The 21250-nt window shown below is 63.2% G+C and carries 25 protein-coding genes; 16 read left to right on the top strand and 9 right to left on the bottom strand.

The window, feature by feature from the left end; translation table 11 throughout:
• Positions 1-169: 169 nt before the first annotated feature.
• A complete protein-coding gene (locus tag EA795_RS15695) occupies positions 170-487 on the top strand; it encodes a YqfO family protein (RefSeq protein WP_014851795.1) in 318 nt (105 codons plus the stop codon).
• A gap of 25 nt (positions 488-512) precedes the next feature.
• Here EA795_RS15695 and EA795_RS15690 read toward each other — a convergent pair whose 3' ends face one another.
• The gene (locus EA795_RS15690; protein ID WP_058077113.1) at positions 513-1013 is read right to left on the bottom strand and encodes a L,D-transpeptidase family protein; all 501 of its coding nucleotides are present in this window, start codon (positions 1011-1013) and stop codon (positions 513-515) included.
• A gap of 268 nt (positions 1014-1281) precedes the next feature.
• On the opposite strand from EA795_RS15690, the gene EA795_RS15685 reads away from it, so the two are divergent.
• The 4 genes from EA795_RS15685 to purT all read left to right on the top strand — a co-directional run bounded on the left by EA795_RS15685 (position 1282) and on the right by purT (position 3877).
• Complete coding sequence (locus tag EA795_RS15685; protein WP_014851797.1) at positions 1282-1887, top strand: CoA pyrophosphatase; 606 nt, start codon at positions 1282-1284, stop codon at positions 1885-1887.
• Positions 1888-1951: 64 nt separating this feature from the next.
• Entirely contained in the window at positions 1952-2476 is a 525-nt protein-coding gene (locus EA795_RS15680) for a gamma carbonic anhydrase family protein (protein ID WP_014851798.1), read from the top strand.
• Positions 2476-2670 carry a DUF1289 domain-containing protein gene (locus EA795_RS15675; protein ID WP_014851799.1) on the top strand — a complete coding sequence of 65 codons (195 nt, stop codon included), beginning with the start codon at positions 2476-2478 and terminating at the stop codon, positions 2668-2670. The genes EA795_RS15680 and EA795_RS15675 overlap by 1 nt, the downstream gene beginning before the upstream one ends.
• 25 nt (positions 2671-2695) lie before the next feature.
• Entirely contained in the window at positions 2696-3877 is a 1182-nt protein-coding gene (purT, locus tag EA795_RS15670) for a formate-dependent phosphoribosylglycinamide formyltransferase (protein WP_122078290.1), read from the top strand.
• Between the two features lie 6 nt (positions 3878-3883).
• Here the strand turns inward: purT and EA795_RS15665 are convergent, their stop codons facing one another.
• Both EA795_RS15665 and EA795_RS15660 read right to left on the bottom strand, forming a co-directional pair.
• Positions 3884-5170, bottom strand: coding sequence for an HlyC/CorC family transporter (locus tag EA795_RS15665; protein ID WP_122078289.1), 1287 nt, complete (start codon positions 5168-5170; stop codon positions 3884-3886).
• Between the two features lie 24 nt (positions 5171-5194).
• On the bottom strand, positions 5195-5995 hold the full coding sequence (locus tag EA795_RS15660) for a cytochrome C assembly family protein (RefSeq protein WP_014851802.1): 801 nt from the start codon (positions 5993-5995) through the stop codon (positions 5195-5197).
• 289 nt (positions 5996-6284) lie between these two features.
• Between EA795_RS15660 and ffh the strand changes: the two genes are divergently transcribed.
• The 11 genes from ffh to thrC all read left to right on the top strand — a co-directional run bounded on the left by ffh (position 6285) and on the right by thrC (position 15838).
• The gene (gene ffh, locus EA795_RS15655; protein ID WP_122078287.1) at positions 6285-7661 is read left to right on the top strand and encodes a signal recognition particle protein; all 1377 of its coding nucleotides are present in this window, start codon (positions 6285-6287) and stop codon (positions 7659-7661) included.
• A gap of 186 nt (positions 7662-7847) precedes the next feature.
• The gene (gene rpsP, locus EA795_RS15650; protein ID WP_009867795.1) at positions 7848-8099 is read left to right on the top strand and encodes a 30S ribosomal protein S16; all 252 of its coding nucleotides are present in this window, start codon (positions 7848-7850) and stop codon (positions 8097-8099) included.
• Positions 8100-8104: 5 nt separating this feature from the next.
• The gene (gene rimM, locus EA795_RS15645; protein ID WP_014851804.1) at positions 8105-8641 is read left to right on the top strand and encodes a ribosome maturation factor RimM; all 537 of its coding nucleotides are present in this window, start codon (positions 8105-8107) and stop codon (positions 8639-8641) included.
• A gap of 5 nt (positions 8642-8646) precedes the next feature.
• Entirely contained in the window at positions 8647-9399 is a 753-nt protein-coding gene (gene trmD / locus EA795_RS15640; RefSeq protein WP_014851805.1) for a tRNA (guanosine(37)-N1)-methyltransferase TrmD, read from the top strand.
• Positions 9400-9442: 43 nt separating this feature from the next.
• On the top strand, positions 9443-9793 hold the full coding sequence (gene rplS, locus EA795_RS15635; RefSeq protein WP_014851806.1) for a 50S ribosomal protein L19: 351 nt from the start codon (positions 9443-9445) through the stop codon (positions 9791-9793).
• Positions 9794-9965: 172 nt separating this feature from the next.
• Positions 9966-10376 (top strand): acyl-CoA thioesterase, encoded by a 411-nt coding sequence (locus EA795_RS15630; protein WP_058074628.1) that lies wholly within the window; start codon positions 9966-9968, stop codon positions 10374-10376.
• 63 nt (positions 10377-10439) lie between these two features.
• Positions 10440-11336, top strand: a complete 897-nt coding sequence (gene xerD / locus EA795_RS15625; RefSeq protein ID WP_122078286.1) for a site-specific tyrosine recombinase XerD — start codon at positions 10440-10442, stop codon at positions 11334-11336.
• 203 nt (positions 11337-11539) lie between these two features.
• On the top strand, positions 11540-12265 hold the full coding sequence (locus EA795_RS15620) for a thioredoxin fold domain-containing protein (protein ID WP_058077107.1): 726 nt from the start codon (positions 11540-11542) through the stop codon (positions 12263-12265).
• Between the two features lie 98 nt (positions 12266-12363).
• The gene (locus EA795_RS15615; RefSeq protein ID WP_058077106.1) at positions 12364-12861 is read left to right on the top strand and encodes a GFA family protein; all 498 of its coding nucleotides are present in this window, start codon (positions 12364-12366) and stop codon (positions 12859-12861) included.
• A 189-nt stretch (positions 12862-13050) separates the two neighbouring features.
• Positions 13051-14355, top strand: coding sequence for a homoserine dehydrogenase (locus EA795_RS15610; protein ID WP_122078284.1), 1305 nt, complete (start codon positions 13051-13053; stop codon positions 14353-14355).
• A 58-nt stretch (positions 14356-14413) separates the two neighbouring features.
• Positions 14414-15838, top strand: a complete 1425-nt coding sequence (thrC, locus tag EA795_RS15605; protein ID WP_122078282.1) for a threonine synthase — start codon at positions 14414-14416, stop codon at positions 15836-15838.
• 69 nt (positions 15839-15907) lie between these two features.
• Here thrC and rnt read toward each other — a convergent pair whose 3' ends face one another.
• The 6 genes from rnt to EA795_RS15575 all read right to left on the bottom strand — a co-directional run bounded on the left by rnt (position 15908) and on the right by EA795_RS15575 (position 21215).
• Positions 15908-16582 (bottom strand): ribonuclease T, encoded by a 675-nt coding sequence (rnt, locus tag EA795_RS15600; RefSeq protein WP_014851813.1) that lies wholly within the window; start codon positions 16580-16582, stop codon positions 15908-15910.
• Positions 16579-17622: a dihydroorotase gene (gene pyrC, locus EA795_RS15595; RefSeq protein ID WP_058077103.1), complete on the bottom strand. Its 1044-nt coding sequence runs from the start codon at positions 17620-17622 to the stop codon at positions 16579-16581. Before pyrC ends, rnt begins: the two co-directional genes overlap by 4 nt.
• A gap of 90 nt (positions 17623-17712) precedes the next feature.
• Positions 17713-18327 (bottom strand): PqiC family protein, encoded by a 615-nt coding sequence (locus tag EA795_RS15590; RefSeq protein WP_058074634.1) that lies wholly within the window; start codon positions 18325-18327, stop codon positions 17713-17715.
• A complete protein-coding gene (locus EA795_RS15585; RefSeq protein ID WP_122078281.1) occupies positions 18324-20000 on the bottom strand; it encodes a PqiB family protein in 1677 nt (558 codons plus the stop codon). The genes EA795_RS15590 and EA795_RS15585 overlap by 4 nt, the downstream gene beginning before the upstream one ends.
• Positions 19990-20607 (bottom strand): paraquat-inducible protein A, encoded by a 618-nt coding sequence (locus tag EA795_RS15580; protein ID WP_014851817.1) that lies wholly within the window; start codon positions 20605-20607, stop codon positions 19990-19992. Before EA795_RS15580 ends, EA795_RS15585 begins: the two co-directional genes overlap by 11 nt.
• Complete coding sequence (locus tag EA795_RS15575; protein ID WP_058074666.1) at positions 20604-21215, bottom strand: paraquat-inducible protein A; 612 nt, start codon at positions 21213-21215, stop codon at positions 20604-20606. The genes EA795_RS15580 and EA795_RS15575 overlap by 4 nt, the downstream gene beginning before the upstream one ends.
• Positions 21216-21250: the final 35 nt, after the last annotated feature.

The raw sequence follows: 21250 nt of genomic DNA, 5'->3' as shown, positions 1-21250 counted from the left end.
GCACCGGGCTTTTCCTGTTGTGAACGGGTCAACGCTGTCTGGCTGAACCTGGCCTGCAACAGCGCGTCTGAACATTGACTGACGGCAGCGTTCGGCGTTCTGGCTTACCAAAAACTGGTTCTACCGCGGGGCCTGTGTTCTGCCTGTGGTTCTCTGTGTGGAGATGGTGATGTATAAACTGTGTTTCTACGTTCCGGAGAGCCATCTGGACGAAGTCAAGAAAGCGGTTTTCGCGGCAGGTGGCGGGCGCATCGGCGCCTACGATCAATGCTGCTGGCAGGTGCTCGGGCGCGGGCAGTATCGGCCGCTGGAAGGCAGCCAACCCTATCTGGGCGAGCAGGGACAGGTGCAGCCGGTATCGGAGTGGAAGGTCGAGATGGTGGTCGCGGACGAATTGATCCACGACAGCGTCAAGGCGCTCAAGCGGGCGCACCCGTACGAAACGCCGGCATACGATGTATGGCGCCTGTCGGATATGGTTTTTTGATGAATGCGGCCGTGGCCTTGATCGGCTAAGGCCTAATTTCTATCAGCGTGCCGTCTTTCACCAGGTTCCAGATTTCCCGCATGTCGTCGTTCTTCAAGGCGATGCAGCCTTCGGTCCAGTCCAGCGTGTGGAAGAACCACTCCGGATACTCCTCGTCCAGAGGCGTGCCGTGGAGCATGATCATGCTGCCGGGAGGGACGCGCTCGGCGCTGGCGCGGGCCATGTCCTTGGCGTTCGGGTAGGAGATGTGCATCGCCAGGTTGAACCTGTCGGAGGTCTTGCGCCAGTCGATCCAGTAGAAACCTTCGGGCGTGCGTTGATCGCCTTCGCGCTGCTTGGGGCCCGTCTGCTTGCCAAGCGAGACGCGGTAGCTCCGGACGGCCTCGCCGCGGCTGATCAGGTGCAGTTGCCGTTCGGATTTGACGACCAGCACCTTGTCGATCAGCGCTCCCTCGAGGGATGGGGCGGCGCTGGCATGGGACATGCTCGCGAACATCAGGCAGAAAACGGCAAACAGCCAGCGCATTGGGACATCCTGGATCATGACTGCATCAGACCTTTCTGCATTGGCAGCCTGAAGGCGCCATATATGAAGCGTGCCGGGAAGGTCTGCCGCACCCGGTCATGGAGCCGCATTCTAGGGGAGGTGTCATCGCCCGAAAAGCGGGGGCTGACCGACCGTATCCGAGAATGATCATGGCAGGTGCTCCGCATGGTGATTTTCGTCCGCTGCGCCTTGGGCGGGTCTGCGCTTTCGTGCCATGATGCCGGTCAAAGACGCAAAGAGAAAATTCATGCTCGACAGGATTCTCCAACGGGTGCGCGATTACTCGCCGCACCTCCTGGAGCCCGAGGGTCCGTTGCCCGAGGCTGCGGTGCTGATGCCGATAACGCGCGGCGAGTCGCCCGAACTGGTGCTGACACTGCGCGCCAGCGGGCTTTCCACACACGGCGGCGAAGTGGCCTTTCCCGGCGGCCGGCGTGACCCCGAAGACGACGATCTGATGCAGACGGCCCTGCGCGAGGCCGAGGAGGAAGTCGGCCTCGCACCTGGAATAGTGGAAGTCGTCGGGCCGCTCAGCAGCCTGATCTCGCTGCATGGCATCCATGTCACGCCCTACGTCGGCATCGTGCCCGACTACGTCGAATACCGCGCCAACGACGCCGAGATCGCCTCGGTGTTTTCGGTGCCGCTGGAGTTCTTCTGCCAGGACCCGCGCGAAGTGACCCATCGCATCGACTACCAGGGCGGCGCCTGGTACATCCCCTCTTACCGTTATGGCGAATACCAGATCTGGGGGCTGACGGCGATCATGATCGTCGAGCTGGTCAACCTGGTGTACGACGCTGGTATCGAGATGCGCCGGGCGCCCGCTTCCTATATCGATCTAACCCGCTGAGCAAGTCGCGTCATGCGATGAGGAAGGCCGCCGTTGCGGCCTGTCAAACCAGGAGGTCATCACCGTGAAATATCGTCTGGGGCAATCCCGCGTCGAAAATCACCCAGAGAGCTGGGCTGCACCGAACGCCACGCTGGTCGGCAAGGTCCGTCTGGACGCCGGGGCGAGTGTCTGGTTCGGTGCCGTGCTGCGTGGCGACAACGAGCTGATTCATGTCGGCGAGAACAGCAACGTCCAGGATGGCAGCGTGCTGCATACCGACATGGGGCATCCGCTGACGCTGGGAACCGGCGTCACCGTTGGCCACAACGTCATGCTGCATGGTTGCAGTGTCGGCGACTACAGCCTGATCGGCATCAATTCGGTGGTGCTCAACGGCGCCAGGATCGGCAAGTACTGCATCATCGGCGCCAACACCCTGATTGCCGAAGGCAAGGAGATTCCCGATGGCTCGCTGGTGGTCGGCTCGCCCGGCAAGGTGGTGCGGGAACTGACCGAGGAGCAGAAGAAGATGCTCGAGGCCAGCGCCGCGCATTACGTGCAGAACGCGCAGCGCTATGCGCGCGAGCTGGCGGAGCAGGACGATTGATGCCTGAGCCGGTCGAGAAACCGATTGCCTCGCCCTGCGTGAGCATCTGCGCGCTGGACGAGGACGATATTTGCATTGGCTGCCAGCGTAACGTCGATGAAATCATTCGCTGGAGCCGGCTGAACAACAACGAGCGGCGCGAGGTATTGCAGCGCTGCCATGAGCGCGCTCGCGAGCGTGGTCAGTTGCTGTAACCAACATCTGCTAACGAGGGATTCCATGCCAAGAATTGGCACTCCGCTGTCTGCCAGCGCCGTTCGCGTCCTGCTTTGTGGTTCGGGTGAGCTGGGCAAGGAATTATTGATCGAACTGCAGCGCCTGGGCGTCGAGGTGATCGCGGTGGATCGCTACGCCAACGCGCCGGCCATGCAGGTCGCGCACCGTCACCATGTGGTCGACATGCTCGATGGCGCGGCGTTGCGCGCGATCATCGAGCAGGAAAAACCGCATTACATCGTCCCCGAGATCGAAGCCATCGCCACTTCGACGCTGGTCGAGCTCGAGGCCGAGGGCTATACGGTGATTCCCTCCGCCCGTGCCGCGCAGCTGACGATGAACCGCGAGGGAATCCGGCGCCTGGCGGCGGCGGAGCTTGGTTTGCCGACCTCGCCGTATCGCTTCGCCGATTCGCTGGAAGACTGCCACGGCGCGGTGCGGGCAATCGGCTTTCCGTGCCTGATCAAGCCGGTCATGAGTTCATCCGGCAAAGGTCAGTCGGTGCTGCGCAGCGAGGCGGATATCGCGGCGGCCTGGGAGTATGCCCAGGTCGGTGGGCGGGCCGGAAAGGGGCGGGTGATCGTCGAAGGCTTCGTCGACTTCGATTACGAAATCACCCTGCTGACGGTGCGTCATGTCGGCGGGACCACGTTCTGTCAGCCAGTCGGTCATCGCCAGGAACGGGGCGATTATCAGGAATCCTGGCAGCCGCAGCCGATGAGTGCGGCGGCCATGGCCGAGGCCGAACGCATTGCGCTGGCGGTCACCGAGGCGCTGGGCGGGCGAGGCATCTTCGGCGTGGAGTTGTTCGTCAAGGGCGACCAGGTCTGGTTCTGCGAAATCTCGCCGAGGCCCCACGATACTGGCCTGGTCACGCTGATTTCCCAGGATCTGTCCGAGTTCGCCCTGCATGCGCGGGCGATCCTGGGGCTGCCGATTCCCGCCATCCGGCAGCTCGGCCCATCGGCATCGGCGGTGCTGCTGGTGTCGGGAGAGTCGCGTGAAGTGAGTTTCGGCAATCTGGGCGCGGCACTTGCCGAACCGGACACCGCGCTGAGGTTGTTCGGCAAGCCGGAAGTCAGTGGTCAGCGGCGCATGGGGGTGGCGCTGGCACGCGACGCGTCGATCGAGGCGGCCAGGGCCAAGGCGCTACGCGCGGCTGCCGCGGTCGAGGTGTCCTTGTAGCGCGGCTTACCGCTCGTCCGCGGGCGTGGCCTGGCTGCCTTCGGCTACCCAGGCCCGCACGCTTTTGACCCGGTTGTCGGCGGCCTGGAGGATTTCCAGTCGATACAGGCCGATCTGCAGGCAGATGCCGCTGTCGGGGATCTGTTCTAGGGCCTCGGTGATCAGGCCGTTGAGCGTCTTTGGCCCATCGCAGGGCAGCTGCCAGCCGAGGGCTCGGTTGATCTCCCGCAGATAGGCGGCGCCGTCGATGACCAGGGTGCCGTCGTCCTGGGGATGGATATCGGGGCTGCGCAAGGCGTCCTGGTTGCTGAACTCGCCGACGATTTCTTCGAGGATGTCTTCCAGGGTGACGATGCCGAGCACGTCGCCATATTCGTCGACGACGATGCCGATGCGTCTCTTCTGTTTCTGGAAGTTCAGCAGCTGGGTCGAAAGCGGAGTGTTCTCGGGGACGAAGTAGGGCTCGTTACAGGCTTGGAGCAGGCTTTCCTTGGTCAACTGGTCGTGGCTGAGCAGCCGGGCGATCTGTCGCATGTGGACGATGCCTTCGATCTGATTGATGTCCTTGTGGAATACCGGCAGCCGAGTATGCGGTGTGGTGCGCAGCTGGCCGACGATGACTTCCAGGTCGTCCTCGAGGTCGATGCCGGCGACTTCGTTGCGCGGGATCATGATGTCATCGACGGTCACCCGTTCAAGGTCGAGAATGCCGAGCAGCATGCTCTGGCGATTCATCGGCAGGTCGCTGCCCGACTCGCGCACCACGCTGCGCAGCTCTTCGGTGGACAGGCTGTCGGTGCCTTTCTTCGACGGATCCACGCCGATCAGCCTGAGCATGCCGTTGCTGATCCAGCCGAGCATCGCCACCAGCGGGTACAGCACCTTCTGTAGCAGCGAGAGCGGCAGGCTGACAGGGTAGGCGATTGCCTCGGGGCGCAATGCGGCGAGTGTCTTGGGTGTGATTTCACCGAAAATCAGCAGGAGGATCGTCAGGCCGATGGTGGCAATGGCGATGCCGGCTTCGCCCCACAACTGCATCGCGAGGACCGTCGCGATCGATGAAGCGAGAATGTTGACGAAGTTGTTGCCCACCAGAATGGTGCCGAGCAGACGATCCGGCCGTGACAGCAGGTCGATGGCCCGTTTGGCTCCCCGATGCCCTTCCTTGGCCTGGTGGCGAAGGCGGTAGCGGTTGAGGCTGAGCATTCCGGTTTCCGAGCTGGAAAAGAATGCCGAGCAGAGAAGCAGAAAGACCAGCAGTCCGACCAGAAAGCCGGGATGTAGATTTTCCACGAGTTGGCCTGTTTGCCTTTCGTTCTAGATATGCAGGATGAATTCGCGAACCAGCTTGCTGCCGAAATACGCCAGCATCAGCAGGCAGAATCCGGCGAGGGTCCAGCGAATGGCCTTGTAGCCGCGCCAGCCGAGCTGGTGGCGACCCCATAGCAACAGGCCGAAAACGATCCAGGCGAAGACCGAAAGCAGCGTCTTGTGCACCAGATGCTGCGCGAACAGATCGTCGAGGAACAGCCAGCCGGAAACCAGCGAAGCGGACAGCAGCAGCCAGCCCGCCAGCAGGAAGCCGAACAGCAGGCTTTCCATGGTCTGCAGCGGAGGGAAGTTCTTGATCAGGCCCGAGGGATGCTTGTTCCGCAGATGGTGGTCCTGCAGGAGCAGCAGCAGCGACTGGAACACGGCGATGGTGAGCATGCCGTACGCCAGGATCGACAGCAGGATATGCGCCAGTATGCCCGGTTCCTCGGCTATCGCAGGTGGCGTGCCGGAGGGCGCGAACTGGGCGAGAACGACGGTCAGGAAACCCAGCGGGAACAGCATCAGCAGCAGGTTCTCCACCGGCATCCGCTTGAGCGCCAGCAGGATCAGCAGAATGACCGCGGCGGCGATGAGGCTCGATGCGGTGAAGAAATCGAGATGCAGGCCGTTTGGAGAGAGGAGCTGGGTGAACAGGCTCAGCCCATGGGCAAGCAGTGCCAGTACACCGATGGCGAACAGCAGGCGCCGGTCCGGCCGTGCGCGCTGGACCAGGCGCAGGCCTTGATATCCGGTGGCGCCTGCATAGAGGCAGGCGGCAGCGAGGCTGGGTAGCAGAGGAAACATGGTGTCTGTTAACAGGCCCGAAAGATGCTGAGTGTGGCACAAACCCCCGGCCCGCAAAAGCGGATGGATGTGAGAAGCTGTCGCGTTCTGGCGACTGTGCCACCTTCTTCCTTGTCGGCGAACGATTCCGATTGCGGCCTGGTTCGCTGGCACCGCATCGGGGCCGGTGTTGGCCTGCGGGCAAAGCCGGTATGCTCGACCAATGAAAAGCGATGCCTGCAGGGTACCGATAGCGGGGCTGCAGCTTCTATAATCCGCTCCTTAACCGCATTTCGCGTGGAAACGGCTCATGTTTGAAAACCTAACCGATCGCCTCTCGCAAACGCTTCGCCATGTCACCGGCAAGGCTAAGCTGACCGAGGACAATATCAAGGACACCCTGCGCGAAGTGCGGATGGCGTTGCTCGAAGCAGACGTCGCGCTGCCGGTGGTCAAGGAGTTCGTCGCCAAGGTCAAGGATCGGGCCGTTGGAACGGAAGTATCGAAAAGCCTGACCCCGGGCCAGGCGTTCGTGAAGATCGTCCGCGCCGAACTCGAAGAGCTGATGGGCGCCGCCAACGAAGACCTCGCGCTGAGCGTGGCGCCGCCGGCCGTGGTGTTGATGGCGGGCCTGCAGGGCGCGGGCAAGACCACTACGGTGGGCAAGCTGGCGCGCTTCCTCAAGGAGCGCAAGAAGAAGACCGTGCTGGTGGTGTCCGCCGACGTCTACCGTCCCGCGGCAATCAAGCAGCTGGAAACCCTGGCTGCTGAAGTCGGGGTGACCTTCTTCCCGTCCGATACCAGCCAAAAGCCGGTGGAGATCGCTCAGGCCGCGATCCGTGAAGCCAAGCTGAAATTCATCGACGTGGTGCTGGTGGATACCGCCGGTCGTCTGGCCATCGACGCCGAGATGATGGCCGAGATCCAGGCCGTGCATGCGGCCATCAATCCGGCCGAGACGCTGTTCGTGGTTGACGCCATGACCGGCCAGGATGCCGCCAACACCGCCCGCGCCTTTGGTGAGGCGCTGCCGCTGACCGGCGTGGTGCTGACCAAGGTCGATGGCGATGCCCGTGGCGGTGCTGCGCTGTCGGTGCGCCATGTCACCGGCAAGCCGATCAAGTTCCTCGGCATGGGCGAGAAGAGCGACGCGCTCGAACCCTTCCATCCGGATCGTATCGCTTCGCGCATCCTCGGCATGGGCGACGTGCTCAGTCTGATCGAGCAGGCCGAGCAGACCCTCGACCGTGAGAAGGCCGAAAAGCTCACCAAGAAGCTGAAGAAGGGCAAGGGATTCGACCTCGAAGACTTCCGCGACCAGCTGCAGCAGATGAAGAACATGGGCGGCCTCGGCGGCCTGATGGACAAGCTGCCCTCCATCGGCGGCATGAACCTGTCCCAGATGGGTAACGCCCAGGGCGCTGCGGAGAAGCAGTTCAAGCAGATGGAAGCCATCATCAACTCGATGACGCCAGGTGAGCGGCGCAACCCCGACATCATCAGCGGCTCGCGCAAGCGCCGCATCGCCATGGGTTCGGGCACTCAGGTGCAGGATATCGGGCGGCTGATCAAGCAGCACAAGCAGATGCAGAAGATGATGAAGAAGGTCACCGGCAAGGGCGGCATGGCCAAGATGATGCGCGGCATGGGCGGCATGTTCCCCGGCGGCGGGATGCCGAAATTCTGAACGACGGCTGCAAGCCCCGGGCTGCAGGCCATGAGTAAATGATCCGGCGCGTTCGGGTTTTGCATTTACTTGTAGCTTGCGGCTTGAAGCTTGCTGCTTTTACTCGTAAAATGCGCGGCCTTTCGGGCCCAGGCCCATTTTAAGTGTGTGCCTTAAGTTAGCACCGACTACAGGAACGATGTTCACATGGTAACTATTCGTCTCGCCCGTGGCGGCTCCAAGAAGCGCCCTTTCTACCACCTGACCGTGACCAACAGCCGCAATGCGCGCGACGGTCGCTTCGTTGAGCGTATCGGTTTCTTCAACCCGATCGCTTCGGGTGCGGAAGTGAAGCTGTCCGTGAACCAGGAGCGTGCCGCTTACTGGCTGAGCCAGGGCGCACAGCCGTCTGAGCGCGTTGCTCAGCTGCTGAAGGAAGCTGCCAAGGCCGCTGCCTGAATCGCATGAACGCAACGTCTGCCCCGGCCGAAGATCTGCTCGTAATCGGCAAGATCGTTTCGGTGCATGGCGTGCGTGGTGACGTGAAGGTCTATTCCTTTACCGATCCGATCGACAATCTGCTGGACTATCGTCGCTGGACGCTCAGGCGAGGGGACGAGGTCAAGCAGGTCGAGCTGGTCAAGGGGCGCCTCCAGGGCAAGATCCTGGTGGCTACGCTGAGAGGACTGACCGATCGGGAAGTGGCGCGAACCTACGCCGACTTCGAGATCTGCATTCCCCGCAGTGAGCTTCCGCCGCTGACCGGCGATGAGTTCTACTGGTATCAGCTTCAGGGCCTGAGGGTCATCAACCAGCTCGGGCAAGTGCTCGGACGGGTCGACCATCTACTCGAAACCGGTGCCAACGATGTCCTGGTGGTCAAGCCGTGCGACGGCAGCCTGGACGATCGCGAGCGACTGCTGCCCTATACCGACCCTTGCGTGCTGAAGGTCGACCTGGAAGCAGGAGAGATGCATGTCGAATGGGACGCGGATTTCTGAGCGACATGTCCAGCTTTCGTGTTGAAGTGATCAGTCTGTTCCCGGACATGTTCGCTGCCATCAGTGACTACGGCATTACCAGTCGCGCGGTGAAGCAGGGGTTGCTCCAGTTGCGATGCTGGAACCCGCGTGCCTACACCGAGGATCGTCACCAGACGGTGGATGATCGCCCCTTCGGTGGCGGCCCCGGCATGGTGATGAAGATCAAGCCGCTGGAGCTTGCGCTGGCCGATGCCAGGCAGGCCGCCGGCGGGAAGGCGAAGGTGATCTACCTGTCGCCGCAAGGACGTCAGCTGAAACAGGCCGATGTCCGCGAACTGGCGAAGGAGGAGGGACTTATCCTCATCGCCGGGCGTTACGAAGGCATCGACGAGCGCTTCATCGAAGCGCATGTCGACGAAGAATGGTCGATTGGCGATTACGTGTTGTCCGGCGGCGAGCTGCCGGCCATGGTGCTGATCGATGCGGTGACCCGCTTGCTCCCCGGAGCGCTGGGTCATGCTGATTCTGCCGAGGAGGATTCGTTTACCGACGGCCTGCTCGACTGTCCGCACTACACGAGACCGGAAGTGTATGCGGATAAACGTGTTCCCGAGGTGCTGCTCAGCGGCAATCATGAACACATCCGGCGCTGGCGTTTGCAGCAGTCCCTCGGGAGGACCTGGGAACGCCGCGCTGATCTTCTGGATAGCCGCTCGCTTTCTGGAGAAGAACAAAAGCTGCTGAAGGAATACATCCATCAGCGGGACGATAGTTAACGTATCGATGGCAGGCCAAAAGGGCTTGTCTCAGGAGCACAGCATGACCAACAAGATTATCCAGATGCTCGAAGCCGAGCAGATGACCAAGGAACTGCCTCCGTTCGCCCCCGGCGACACCGTTGTCGTTCAGGTCAAGGTGAAAGAAGGCGAGCGTGAGCGTCTGCAGGCCTTCGAAGGCGTGGTGATCGGTAAGCGTAACCGCGGCCTGAACAGCGCTTTCACCGTGCGCAAGATCTCCAACGGTGTGGGTGTGGAGCGTACCTTCCAGACCTTCAGCCCGATGGTCGACAGCCTCAGCGTCAAGCGCCGTGGCGATGTCCGCAAGGCCAAGCTGTACTACCTCCGCGCGCTGTCCGGCAAGGCGGCCCGTATCAAGGAAAAGCTGTCCTGAGGACCGCTTTCCTTGCAAGAAAGAGCAGCCTTCGGGCTGCTTTTTCGTTACTGCGGTAATCATTCGAGACTCGTTGAACAACCCGATAACCGTTCCCTGCCTGCGTGCCTGGTAGCGTGACAACAACGACAAGATTCGCAGCACGGCGGCCACATGACTTGCGAGAAGTGGCATGACCCCGAGAGAAATCGAAATTCAGCGTCGTACCGATCTGTCGGTCACCCACGTGACCAAGGCGGTATTCCCTCCGACCACCAACCATCACAACACCCTGTTCGGCGGCACCGCCCTGGCCTGGCTGGACGAGGTTTCGTTCATCACCGCCACGCGCTTCTGCCGATTGCCGCTGGTCACCGTGTCTTCCGACCGGATCGACTTCAATCACCCGATTCCCGCTGGCTCCATCGTCGAGCTGATCGGCCGTGTGGTGAAAGTAGGCAATACCAGCCTGAAGGTGGAGGTCGAGGTGTTCGTCGAAAGCATGAGCCACGATGGTCGCGAGCTGGCCATCAAGGGCACCTTCAGCTTCGTCGCTGTGGGTGAGGACAACCGGCCGGTGCCGGTACTGCCCGATCACGCCTGATCCTGCTGGTCGTTTCCTGGCGCCCTGTGAAACACTGTGGCGCCGGATTTTTCGGATGCCGCCATGCCCGCCCTTGATGCCCCTGTAATTGACCGCTTCCTGGATGCCCTGTGGCTGCAGAAGGGGCTGTCGGACAACACCCGGGATGCCTATCGCAGCGACCTGGCGCTGTTCAACGGCTGGCTGGCCGAACGCGACCTGAAGCTGGAGGACGCCGGCCGCGCGATCATTCTCGATCACCTCGCCTGGCGCCAGGCCGGTGGCTACAAGGCGCGCTCCACCGCGCGCTTCCTTTCCGGTCTGCGCAGCTTCTATCGGTTTCTGCTGAGTGAAGGGTTGATCGATGTCGATCCGAGCCTGCAGGTCGATCTTCCCCGGCTGGGGCGTCCCCTGCCCAAGGCATTGTCCGAGGCCGACGTGGAGGCCTTGCTGGCGGCTCCGGATATCGGTGATCCTCTGGGGCTGCGCGATCGGGCGATGCTGGAAGTGCTCTATGCCTGCGGGTTGCGGGTGACCGAACTGATCTCTCTGAGTCTCGACCAGATCAATCTGCGTCAGGGCGTGCTGCGAACGCTCGGCAAGGGTAACAAGGAACGTCTGGTGCCTCTGGGCGAGGAGGCCTTGCACTGGCTCGAGCGCTACCTGCGTCAGGCCCGGGGCCTGTTGCTGGGCGACAAGCCGAGCGATGTCGTATTTCCCAGCCAGCGCGGCACGCAGATGACCCGCCAGACGTTCTGGCACCGCATCAAATTGCATGCTTCGGTGGCCGGTATCGGTGCGGCGATATCGCCGCATACGCTGCGCCATGCGTTCGCCACCCATCTGCTCAACCACGGCGCCGATCTGCGCACCGTGCAGATGCTGCTGGGCCACAGCGACCTCTCGACCACCCAGATCTATACCCACGTTGCCCGTGCACGGCTGCAGGAGCTGCATGCGCGCCACCATCCGCGTGGCTGAAGATCGGTGCCGTGCGAACGTTGGCCGAATGAATTCGGCCCTACCGAGGCCTAGCTCGTAGGGCGGGCTGGTTTGGCCAGCCGCCGTCGAGATGCGCCACAGGCCACAACCCGAGGTTGCCAAGACCGTCCCGGCAGTTGAGAGGCTGGTGGCTATGATAATCTTCGCGCCCACCTCTTTGATCGATGTCGCCAGGAGTTTCCATGCGCGTGAGTCGTCTGTTCGCTGCCGTGGCCTTGGGCCTGGCTTCTTCCCTGTCCGTCGCCGCCGATCCCGACAAGGCTATCCGAGATGCGCTGAATGCCATTCAGCCTGGCATGCCGATCGAGGCCGTTGCCGAAAGCCCCATGCCGGGGGTCTATCAGGTGCAGCTCAAGGGCGGGCGCCAGCTGTATGCCAGTGCCGATGGCCAGTTCGTCATTCAGGGCTACCTGTTCCAGTTCAAGGATGGCGAGGCGCTGAACCTCACCGAGCAGGCGCAGAGCCAGTCGGTCGCGGCCACCATCAATGCGGTTGCGCTCAAGGACATGGTGGTCTTCGCGCCGGAGAAGCCCAAGACCCACATCACGGTGTTCACCGACACCGATTGTGGCTATTGCCAGAAGCTGCACAGCGAAGTACCGGAACTGAACCGCCTGGGCGTGGAAGTTCGCTACATGGCGTTTCCGCGCCAAGGAATGGGCAGCCATGGCGCCAACACCCTGACCAGCGTCTGGTGCGCCAAGAACCCGCAGGAGGCGATGAACAAGGCCAAGGCGCGCGAGGAGGTTCCTGCCGCCACCTGTGACAATCCGGTCGCCGAGCAGTATCAGCTGGGTCAGCTCATCGGCGTACAGGGCACGCCTGCCATCGTCCTCGCCGACGGCCAGATCATTCCCGGCTACCAGCCGGCCCCGCAGCTGGCGGAACTCGCGCTCCAGGCCAAGTGATCGTTCGGGCGGCATCTTCTCGGTGTCGCCCATCAGCCCGGGCTGAACTGTCTCGCTCCCAGCGTTCAAAGTCTGCAAGACAGACGGAGGGCGCAATCATGAAGCTGGAAGGTTCCTGTCACTGCAAGGCCGTACGGTTCTCGTTGGAGTCGGCTGCGCCTTACCCATTCATGCGTTGCTATTGCTCCATCTGCCGCAAGACGGCAGGTGGCGGTGGCTATGCGATCAACCTCGGCGGCGACCATCGGACGCTGACGATAGAAGGGCGGGAACACCTGAGCGTCTATCGGGCGCGCATGGTCGATCCGCAGTCCGGTGCGGTGCGCATCAGCGACGGGGAGCGAAATTTCTGCAAGCACTGCGGCAGCGCGCTCTGGTTGTGGGATCCCAACTGGCCGGAATTGGTGCACCCCCATGCATCGGCCATCGACACCGATCTTCCGACGCCTCCGGAGCACACTCACCTGATGCTCGACTCGAAGGCGAGCTGGGTCGAACCGCAGGTCTTCGCCGATGACAAATGCTTCGCCGAGTACCCGGACGAGTCTCTGGCCCAGTGGCATGAGCGCCTCGGCCTGGGCGGGGCGGAAAGCTGAGCGCGTAGGGCCGAACTCGTTCGGCCTCTGCGCGTTGTCGCCTGACCGAATTAATTCGGCCCTACGGTTATCGATCCGAAACCCTTGTCCGCCGCCAGCTAATTTGACTAAACCCCCGCCGATTCGTAATGTGCGACTCTTTTGTTCGGCTGGTGCGTCCGGCCGTTCGCTGGGAATGGGGAGTGCAGCTTGAAACCGGTGAAAGTTGGCATCTGTGGGCTGGGAACCGTCGGTGGCGGAACCTTCAATGTGCTCAAGCGCAATGCCGAGGAGATTGCCCGCCGTGCCGGGCGTGGAATCGAGGTTGCGCAGATCGCAACCCGGCAGCTCAACCCCAAGTGCGACACCGGCTCCATTTCCATTACCGACGATGTTTTCGCCGTTGCCAGCAACCCCGAGATCGATATCGTCGTCGAGCTGATCGGCGGCTATACCCTGGCGCTCGAACTGGTGCTCAAGGCCATCGAGAACGGCAAGCACGTGGTCACCGCCAACAAGGCGCTGATCGCGGTGCATGGCAACGAGATCTTCGCCCGCGCCCGCGAGCGGGGCGTCATCGTCGCCTTCGAGGCTTCGGTGGCGGGCGGCATCCCCGTGATCAAGGCGATCCGCGAAGGGCTGGCGGCCAACCGTATCAACTGGCTGGCCGGCATCATCAATGGCACCGGCAATTTCATTCTCACCGAGATGCGCGAGAAGGGCCGCGCCTTCGAGGACGTGCTCAAGGAAGCCCAGGCGCTGGGCTATGCGGAGGCCGATCCGACGTTCGACGTCGAAGGCATCGACGCCGCGCACAAGCTGACCATCCTCGCCTCCATCGCCTTCGGCATTCCGCTGCAGTTCGACAAGGCCTACACCGAAGGCATTTCGCGCCTGACCACGGCGGATGTGAACTATGCCGAGGCCCTGGGCTACCGGATCAAGCATCTGGGTGTGGCCCGCCGCACCGAAGCGGGCATCGAGCTGCGCGTGCATCCGACGCTGATCCCCGCCGACCGCCTGCTCGCCAACGTCAACGGCGTGATGAATGCGGTGATGGTCAACGGTGATGCGGTAGGCTCGACGCTTTATTACGGTGCCGGCGCTGGCATGGAGCCGACCGCCTCGGCGGTGGTGGCCGACCTGGTGGACGTCGCCCGCGCGCTGACTACCGACCCGAACAATCGCGTACCGCATCTGGCTTTCCAGCCCGACTCGCTCTCGGCTCACCCGATCCTGCCGGTCAGCGCCTGCGAGACCGCCTATTACCTGCGCATCCAGGCCAAGGATCATCCGGGTGTGCTGGCACAGGTGGCGACCATTCTTTCCGAGCGTGGTATCAACATCGAGTCGATCATGCAGAAGGAAGCGGAAGTCCAGGATGGGCTGGTGCCGGTTATCCTGGTCACCCATCGGGTGGTCGAGCAGTGCATCGACGACGCCATCGCCGCCCTCGAGGCGCTCGATGACGTGGTTGGCAGCGTGGTACGGATCCGAGTAGAACAACTGAACTAATCAGGAACTGGAAGCTGCGGTGAATCGCTCGGCTTCAGCTCAAACCGAAGGTTTTTATATGCGCTACATCAGTACCCGTGGCCAGGCTCCGGCCCTGAATTTCGAAGATGTGCTGCTGGCCGGACTGGCCAGCGACGGCGGCCTGTATGTGCCGGAAAACCTGCCGCGCTTCACCGTCGAGGAAATCGCCTCCTGGGCCGGCCTGCCGTATCACGAACTGGCCTTCAAGGTGATGCGTCCCTTCGTGGCCGGCAGCATTCCGGACGCCGACTTCAAGCAGATTCTCGAAGAGACCTATTCTTCATCAGAGCAGGGCGTATTTGCCCACAGCGCGGTTGCGCCGCTGCGGCAACTGGATGGCAACGAATGGGTAATGGAGCTGTTCCACGGCCCGACCCTGGCGTTCAAGGATTTCGCCCTGCAGCTGCTCGGTCGCCTGCTCGACTACGTACTGGCCAAGCGTGGCGAGCGCGTGGTGATCATCGGCGCCACCTCCGGTGACACGGGCTCGGCGGCGATCGAAGGCTGCCGCCGCTGCGAGAACGTCGACATCTTCATCCTGCATCCGCACAACCGCGTCTCGGAAGTGCAGCGCCGGCAGATGACCACCATCCTCGGCGGCAACATCCACAACATCGCCATCGAAGGCAACTTCGACGACTGCCAGGAGATGGTCAAGGACAGCTTCGCCGACCAGGGCTTCCTCAAGGGCACCCGCCTGGTGGCGGTGAACTCGATCAACTGGGCGCGGATCATGGCCCAAATCGTCTATTACTTCCACGCTGCGCTGCAGCTGGGCGGGCCGGCCCGCTCGGTGGCCTTCTCGGTGCCGACCGGCAACTTCGGCGATATTTTCGCCGGCTACCTGGCGCGCAACATGGGGCTGCCGATCAACCAGCTGATCGTCGCCACCAATCGTAACGACATCCTGCACCGCTTCATGTCCGGCAACCGCTACGACAAGGACACGCTGCATCCGTCGCTGTCGCCGTCCATGGACATCATGGTCTCGTCCAACTTCGAGCGTCTGCTGTTCGACCTGCACGGCCGCAACGGCGCCGCCGTGGCCGAACTGATGAACGCCTTCAAGACCAGCGGCAAGCTGGCGGTCGAGGAAGAACGCTGGACCGAGGCGCGCAAGCTGTTCGATTCCCTGGCGGTGGACGACGAGCAGACCTGCAAGACCATCGCCGAGGTGTTCGCGGCCACCGGCGAAGTGCTCGACCCGCATACTGCCATCGGTGTCCATGCCGCACGCGAATGCCGCCGCAGCCTGGCAACGCCGATGGTGATCCTGGGCACCGCGCATCCGGTGAAATTCCCCGAGGCGGTGGAAAAGGCCGGGGTTGGCAAGGCGCTGGAGTTGCCGGCGCATCTTGCCGATCTGTTCGAGCGTCCCGAGCGCTGCAGCGTGCTGGCGAACGACCTCAAGGCCGTGCAGAACTTCGTCAGTGAACACGGCAATCGCGGCAAGCCGTTGTAAGGGGATATCGATACGAAAAGGCCAGTCGCGAGACTGGCCTTTTCGTTTGTGCGCAAGCGGAGGGAGCCGCTACTCGTCGAACTCTTCCCAGCCGCCCATTTCCTTCCAGCGGTTGACGATGCCGCAGAACAGCTCGGCGGTCTTCTCGGTGTCGTAGCGGGCCGAGTGGGCTTCGCGACCGTCGAATTCGATGCCGGCGGCCTGGCAGGCCTTGGCCAGCACGGTCTGGCCGTAGGCGAGGCCGGCGAGGGTGGCGGTATCGAAGCTGGAGAAGGGATGGAAGGGGTTGCGCTTGATGTCGCAACGGGCGATCGCCGCGTTGAGGAAACCCAGGTCGAAGCTGCTGTTGTGGCCCACCAGGATGGCGCGCTTGCAGCCGGCCGATTTCACCGCCTTGCGCACGCTGCGCAGGATCTCGCCCATCGCATGGGATTCGGCGACGGCCATGCGCAGGGGATGATCAAGCTTGATTCCGGTGAACTCGAGCGCAGCGGCTTCGATATTGGCACCGGGGAAGGGCTCGACCCGGAAGAACATCGTTTCCTGCGGATAGAGCAGGCCCTGTTCGTCCATGCCGATGGTCACCGCGGCGATTTCCAGCAGGGCATCGGTGGCGCAATTGAAGCCACCGCATTCGACGTCGACCACCACCGGCAGGAAACCGCGAAAGCGCCGAGCCATGGGCGAGCGTGGTTTACCCGAGAGGTTGTTCTCCAATTCGTCGTCGAACTGCTCCTCGCTCATGCGCTTGCCTCCAGACGCCATTGCAGGGTTTCGCCGGCGCGCAGGGGCACGACATTGTGCTCGCCGAAGGGCAGATGGCCCGGTACGCTCCAGGGCTCGCGCACCAGGGTGATCTGCTCGGTGTTGCGCGGCAAGCCGTAGAAGTCGGCGCCGAAGTGGCTGGCGAAGGCTTCCAGGCGATCCAGCGCGTTGCGCTGCTCGAAGGCCTCGGCATAGAGCTCGATCGCCGCGTAGGCGGTGTAGCAGCCGGCACAGCCACAGGCGTTTTCCTTGGCGTGCTGGGCGTGGGGGGCCGAGTCCGTGCCGAGGAAGAATTTCGGGCTGCCGCTGGTGGCGGCGTCCAGCAGGGCTTCCTGGTGGACGTTGCGCTTGAGGATCGGCAGGCAGAAGAAGTGCGGACGAATCCCGCCCACCAGCATGTGGTTGCGGTTGTAGAGCAGGTGATGAGCGGTGATGGTCGCCCCCACGTTGCTGCCCGCGGCCTCGACGAACTGCACCGCATCGCGTGTGGTGATGTGTTCGAAGACCACCTTCAGCGTTGGGAAGCGCTCGGTCACCCGGCCCAGCTGCTCGTCGATGAAATGCTTCTCGCGATCGAAGATGTCGATTTCCGAACGTGTCACTTCGCCGTGCACCAGCAGCGGCAGGCCGACTTCGGCCATGGCGTCCAGCACATGGAAGATGTTGTCGATCTTCGTCACGCCGGAGGCCGAGTTGGTGGTGGCCCCGGCGGGGTAGAGCTTGGCGGCGTGCACGAAGCCACTGGCCTTGGCGGCGCGGACGTCCTCGACGCTGGTGCCATCGGTGAGGTAGAGCACCATCAAAGGCTCGAAGCGGCTGCCGCTCGGCCGGGCATCGATGATCCGCTGGCGGTAGTCGTGCGCCTCGGCGGCATTGCGTACCGGCGGCACCAGGTTCGGCATGATGATCGCGCGCGCGAACTGGCGTGCGGCGTCCGCCACGGTATGCGCGAGTGCCGCACCGTCACGCAGATGGATATGCCAGTCGTCGGGACGCAGCAGGGTAATTCGGTCGGACATGGGGTTTTCCAGGCGGCTCAAAACGTGCGCGAATGCTACCGGAAAATCCATCAGCCCGCTTCCGGCCTGAAAACTATAGGCACGATTGTGCTAGGGCTGTGGGCAATCGCTGTCGGGATTCGCCGCCCATTGCCGTGCCGTGCGCGCCACCCTGTCGGCCAATACACCGATAGCGCGCTGGTGGGCCAGGACAAGGCTGTCCACCTCGCTGCCCGCTTGCTCATTGATCACGCTGGCACAGGTTAATGTGCGTTTTTGCTGGCCGTGCCCGCTAATTTCCAAACTCCACATGGCGTCCAGCACGGCATGCCGACCGGGCAGCGAATCGAAGCGACGAACGTCGGTGCGCAGGCTCAGCAGGGGCTTGTCGGCGCGGCCCGGCAGGCCGGCCAGATCACGCACGCCGAGGCGCTGTTCCAGTTCGATCGCCAGGGCGTCGTGAAACTCATCGGCCGGTGGCGAGGCCCAGAGCGCGGTTTCCAGAATCGCCAGGCGGCCATCGCTTTCGCGCACCACCAGGCTGGGCTGGTCGACCTGCACCGGGATGCGTACCGGCAGCACCTGCAGCTGGAAGTCGACCGCTTGAACGGCTGAGCTCGTTTGCGGCTGCGTGGCGATGAGCGTGTGATAGCGGGTGGGCACCGAGCTGCAGGCGCTCAGGATGAGCGCACCGCCAAGCATCAGCAGAGAGGGGCGCAGGGTCATGGCTGGAGCTCCGTGTTCAGTTCGCGGGAAGTGGCCTGGCCCTTGTAGCTGGTGGGCTCATCGCTGCTGTTGCGGCCGCGGATCAGGGATTCCGGATGGCGGCTGAGGTAATCGGAAAGCACCCGCACGGAGCGCACCGCACGCTGGACTTCCTCCAGCGTATCGCCCAACTGCTGACGCTGGGGTGAGCCGTCGGCCAGCGCCTGGTTGGCGTTCTGCAGGGTCTGTTCCGATCGCTCCAGGGTGCGCTGCAGCTGCGGCAGGACATCGCCGTTGACCTGCTTCAAGGTCTGGCGCAGCTCGTCGAGGCTGCCGTTCAGGTTATCGGCCAGGGATTCGATGGGCAGCTTGCTGAGCTTGTCGACCATGGCCTGCAGCTGCTCCTGCAGCTTGTCGAAGCTGCCGGCGATGGTCGGGATGACCATGGGCCGGGCCTGCTGGTCGAAGGCGACTTGCGGCGCGCGCGGGTCGAAATCCAGCGAGATGTACAGCTGGCCGGTGAGCAGGTTGCCGGTTCGCGCCTGGGCCCTGAGGCCGCGCTCGACGAACATCTGCATAAGGCGCGCGGCATGCTCCTCGGTGTTGCCGCCCAGGGCTTGGGACAGCTTGTCGTGAGCGGCGCCCAGGCGGTTGGGGAAAATCACCGCACCGACCACCACGGGGAAGTTCTTGTTCTGCTCGTCGTAGTCGAGCTTGACTGACACCACGCGGCCGATGGGTACGCCGAGAAACTCCACTGGTGCATCGACGTTGAGGCCGCGCAGGGGTTGGTCGAAGCGCATCTGCACGTAGCGTGGCGGGCCGTCCGCAGGGGCCATCGCTCGGCGCATGTCGGAAAACAGGGTGAATTCGCTGTCCTCTGCGGCGGGTCTGGCGTCGGGGCTGTAGTTGGGGGCGCGGAAGGCGATGCCGCCGGCGAGTATCGCCGAGAGCGACTCGGTATTGACGGTAAGGCCGTCGGCGGCGACCGATACGTCGACGCCACTGGCGTTCCAGAAGCGCGTATCGTCGGTGACGAAGTTGTCGTAGGGCGCGTTGACGAACACCTGGACCTGGACACCCTTGCCATCGTCGGCCAGGCCGAACGAGATCACCTGACCAACCTGGAGGCGGCGAAAGTACAGCGGTGAGCCGATGCCGAGCGAGCCCAGGTCATCGGTGTGCAGGGTGAACTGCTTGCCCTTGACGCCAAAGGTCACTGGTGGCGGCGCTTCCAGGCCGACGAACTCGCGGCGGGTTTCCTCGGCCCGTCCGGCATCCGCACCGATGAAGGCGCCGGACAGCAGGGTGTCGACGCCGGATACGCCACTGGCACCGATGCGCGGCCGCACGACCCAGAACTTGGTGTCTTCGCGGGTAAAGGGTTCGGCGTGCTGATCCAGCTCGATCGTGGCGATGACGCGAGTGTGATCCTCGCTGAGGTTGATTTCGGTGACCTGGCCGATGACCACGTTCTTGTACTTGACCTGCGTCTTGTTGGCCTCGAGTCCTTCGGCCGTCTCGAAGCTCACGGTGATCTGCGGACCGGCCGAAAGCCAGTTCTGCACCACCATGGAAAAGCCCACCAGCGCCGCGGCGATGGGGACCAGCCAGACCAGCGAGACGCGAGCGCGTCGCTGCCTGATCTCGGGGGCGCCGGCAGGTGTTTCGGGGCGGTATGGGTTATCGGACATCGTCGTTCTCTGCATCCCAGGTCAATCGCGGATCGAAGGTCATCGAGGCCAGCATCGTCAGCACGACCACCAGGCCGAAGAACAGGATGCCCAGGCGTGGCTCTATGGTACTCAGCGCGCGGAACTGCACCAGCGCCGCCACCAGGGCCACGACCAGCACGTCCAGCATCGACCAGTAGCCGATGGTCTCGATGAAGCGGTACAGGCGCGCACGTTCGCGCATGGCCCAGCGGCTGCGGCGCTGGGCGCAGATCAGCAGCATGCCGAGCACGAAGAACTTCATGCAGGGCACCACCACGCTGGCGATGAAGATCAGCAGCGCGATGTCCCAGGAACCGCCTTTCCAGAACTCGACCACGCCGCTAAGAATAGTGTTTTCGCTGCCGCTGCCGAACATGTCGGTGTACATCACCGGCAGCATGTTCGCCGGCAGGTACAGGATCAGCGCGGCGATCAGCAAGGCCCAGGTACGTGCGATGCTGTTCGGCTTGCGCGGGTGGAGCGCGGCCTCGCAGCGCGGGCAGTCGCGGTCCGTCAGCCGGCATGCAAGGCCGCAGTCGTGGCACAGCTGCAGGCCCAATTCCGAGGCATAGGGCGGTGGGGTCATCGTGCCTCCACGCCCAGTTCGTCCCACAGGCCGCGTACGTCGCGACCGGCGATCAGCAGGATCAGGATGGTGAGGATGGCCATGGCCCAGAGGCCGATGCCCGGATGCACTTCGAGCATACCGGCGAGCTTGATGATGGCGACCAGAATGCCCAGCAGGCAGACCTCCAGCATGCTCCAGGGACGCAGGTGCTCCAGTGCCCGCATGCAGGCGCGAAAGCCCGGCGCGATCTTGCCGCTACGGGCGTGCACCAGCACCCAGGCCAGCAGGATGATCTGCAGGCCCGGCGCGAAGATGATGCTCAGCCCGGTGACCAGCGCGATGGGCGTGATCCGCCCGTAGGCCAGGGCCTCGACGGCGCCCCACAACGTCGCCTCGTTGCTGAGCCCCTGCAGGCCGATCTGCATGATGGGGAAGGCATTGGCGAACAGGAACAGGATCGCGGCCGCCAGGGTGAGCGCCAGCAACTGGTCGGTGTTCAGGTGACGGCCCCGCTCCAGCAGCGCGCCGCAGCGCAGGCAATGGGCGGTCTGTCGGCGCGCCAGGACAGGGCGCTGGTAGACCGAGTCGCAGTGCTCGCAGATGATCAGCGGCCGCCCGTCCAGCATGTCTTGCGCGCCGATGGCGGCCCGATCGGGTGCAT

Origin of the sequence: Stutzerimonas nitrititolerans (assembly GCF_003696285.1) — a bacterium.
Taxonomy (GTDB): domain Bacteria; phylum Pseudomonadota; class Gammaproteobacteria; order Pseudomonadales; family Pseudomonadaceae; genus Stutzerimonas; species Stutzerimonas nitrititolerans.
Note: the sequence above shows the minus strand (reverse complement) of the source record. Positions and strands in the feature narration are given on the sequence as shown.

Excerpts from the sequence above, each read along its gene's own strand:
- EA795_RS15695 (WP_014851795.1), top strand. The coding sequence starts at position 170 with ATGTATAAACTGTGTTTCTACGTTCCGGAGAGCCATCTGGACGAAGTC.
- EA795_RS15690 (WP_058077113.1), bottom strand. The coding sequence starts at position 1,013 with ATGCGCTGGCTGTTTGCCGTTTTCTGCCTGATGTTCGCGAGCATGTCC.
- EA795_RS15685 (WP_014851797.1), top strand. The coding sequence starts at position 1,282 with ATGCTCGACAGGATTCTCCAACGGGTGCGCGATTACTCGCCGCACCTC.
- EA795_RS15675 (WP_014851799.1), top strand. The coding sequence starts at position 2,476 with ATGCCTGAGCCGGTCGAGAAACCGATTGCCTCGCCCTGCGTGAGCATC.
- purT (WP_122078290.1), top strand. The coding sequence starts at position 2,696 with ATGCCAAGAATTGGCACTCCGCTGTCTGCCAGCGCCGTTCGCGTCCTG.
- EA795_RS15660 (WP_014851802.1), bottom strand. The coding sequence starts at position 5,995 with ATGTTTCCTCTGCTACCCAGCCTCGCTGCCGCCTGCCTCTATGCAGGC.
- ffh (WP_122078287.1), top strand. The coding sequence starts at position 6,285 with ATGTTTGAAAACCTAACCGATCGCCTCTCGCAAACGCTTCGCCATGTC.
- rpsP (WP_009867795.1), top strand. The coding sequence starts at position 7,848 with ATGGTAACTATTCGTCTCGCCCGTGGCGGCTCCAAGAAGCGCCCTTTC.
- rimM (WP_014851804.1), top strand. The coding sequence starts at position 8,105 with ATGAACGCAACGTCTGCCCCGGCCGAAGATCTGCTCGTAATCGGCAAG.
- trmD (WP_014851805.1), top strand. The coding sequence starts at position 8,647 with ATGTCCAGCTTTCGTGTTGAAGTGATCAGTCTGTTCCCGGACATGTTC.
- rplS (WP_014851806.1), top strand. The coding sequence starts at position 9,443 with ATGACCAACAAGATTATCCAGATGCTCGAAGCCGAGCAGATGACCAAG.
- EA795_RS15630 (WP_058074628.1), top strand. The coding sequence starts at position 9,966 with ATGACCCCGAGAGAAATCGAAATTCAGCGTCGTACCGATCTGTCGGTC.
- xerD (WP_122078286.1), top strand. The coding sequence starts at position 10,440 with ATGCCCGCCCTTGATGCCCCTGTAATTGACCGCTTCCTGGATGCCCTG.
- EA795_RS15620 (WP_058077107.1), top strand. The coding sequence starts at position 11,540 with ATGCGCGTGAGTCGTCTGTTCGCTGCCGTGGCCTTGGGCCTGGCTTCT.
- EA795_RS15615 (WP_058077106.1), top strand. The coding sequence starts at position 12,364 with ATGAAGCTGGAAGGTTCCTGTCACTGCAAGGCCGTACGGTTCTCGTTG.
- thrC (WP_122078282.1), top strand. The coding sequence starts at position 14,414 with ATGCGCTACATCAGTACCCGTGGCCAGGCTCCGGCCCTGAATTTCGAA.
- rnt (WP_014851813.1), bottom strand. The coding sequence starts at position 16,582 with ATGAGCGAGGAGCAGTTCGACGACGAATTGGAGAACAACCTCTCGGGT.
- pyrC (WP_058077103.1), bottom strand. The coding sequence starts at position 17,622 with ATGTCCGACCGAATTACCCTGCTGCGTCCCGACGACTGGCATATCCAT.
- EA795_RS15590 (WP_058074634.1), bottom strand. The coding sequence starts at position 18,327 with ATGACCCTGCGCCCCTCTCTGCTGATGCTTGGCGGTGCGCTCATCCTG.
- EA795_RS15585 (WP_122078281.1), bottom strand. The coding sequence starts at position 20,000 with ATGTCCGATAACCCATACCGCCCCGAAACACCTGCCGGCGCCCCCGAG.
- EA795_RS15580 (WP_014851817.1), bottom strand. The coding sequence starts at position 20,607 with ATGACCCCACCGCCCTATGCCTCGGAATTGGGCCTGCAGCTGTGCCAC.
- EA795_RS15575 (WP_058074666.1), bottom strand. The coding sequence starts at position 21,215 with ATGCTGGACGGGCGGCCGCTGATCATCTGCGAGCACTGCGACTCGGTC.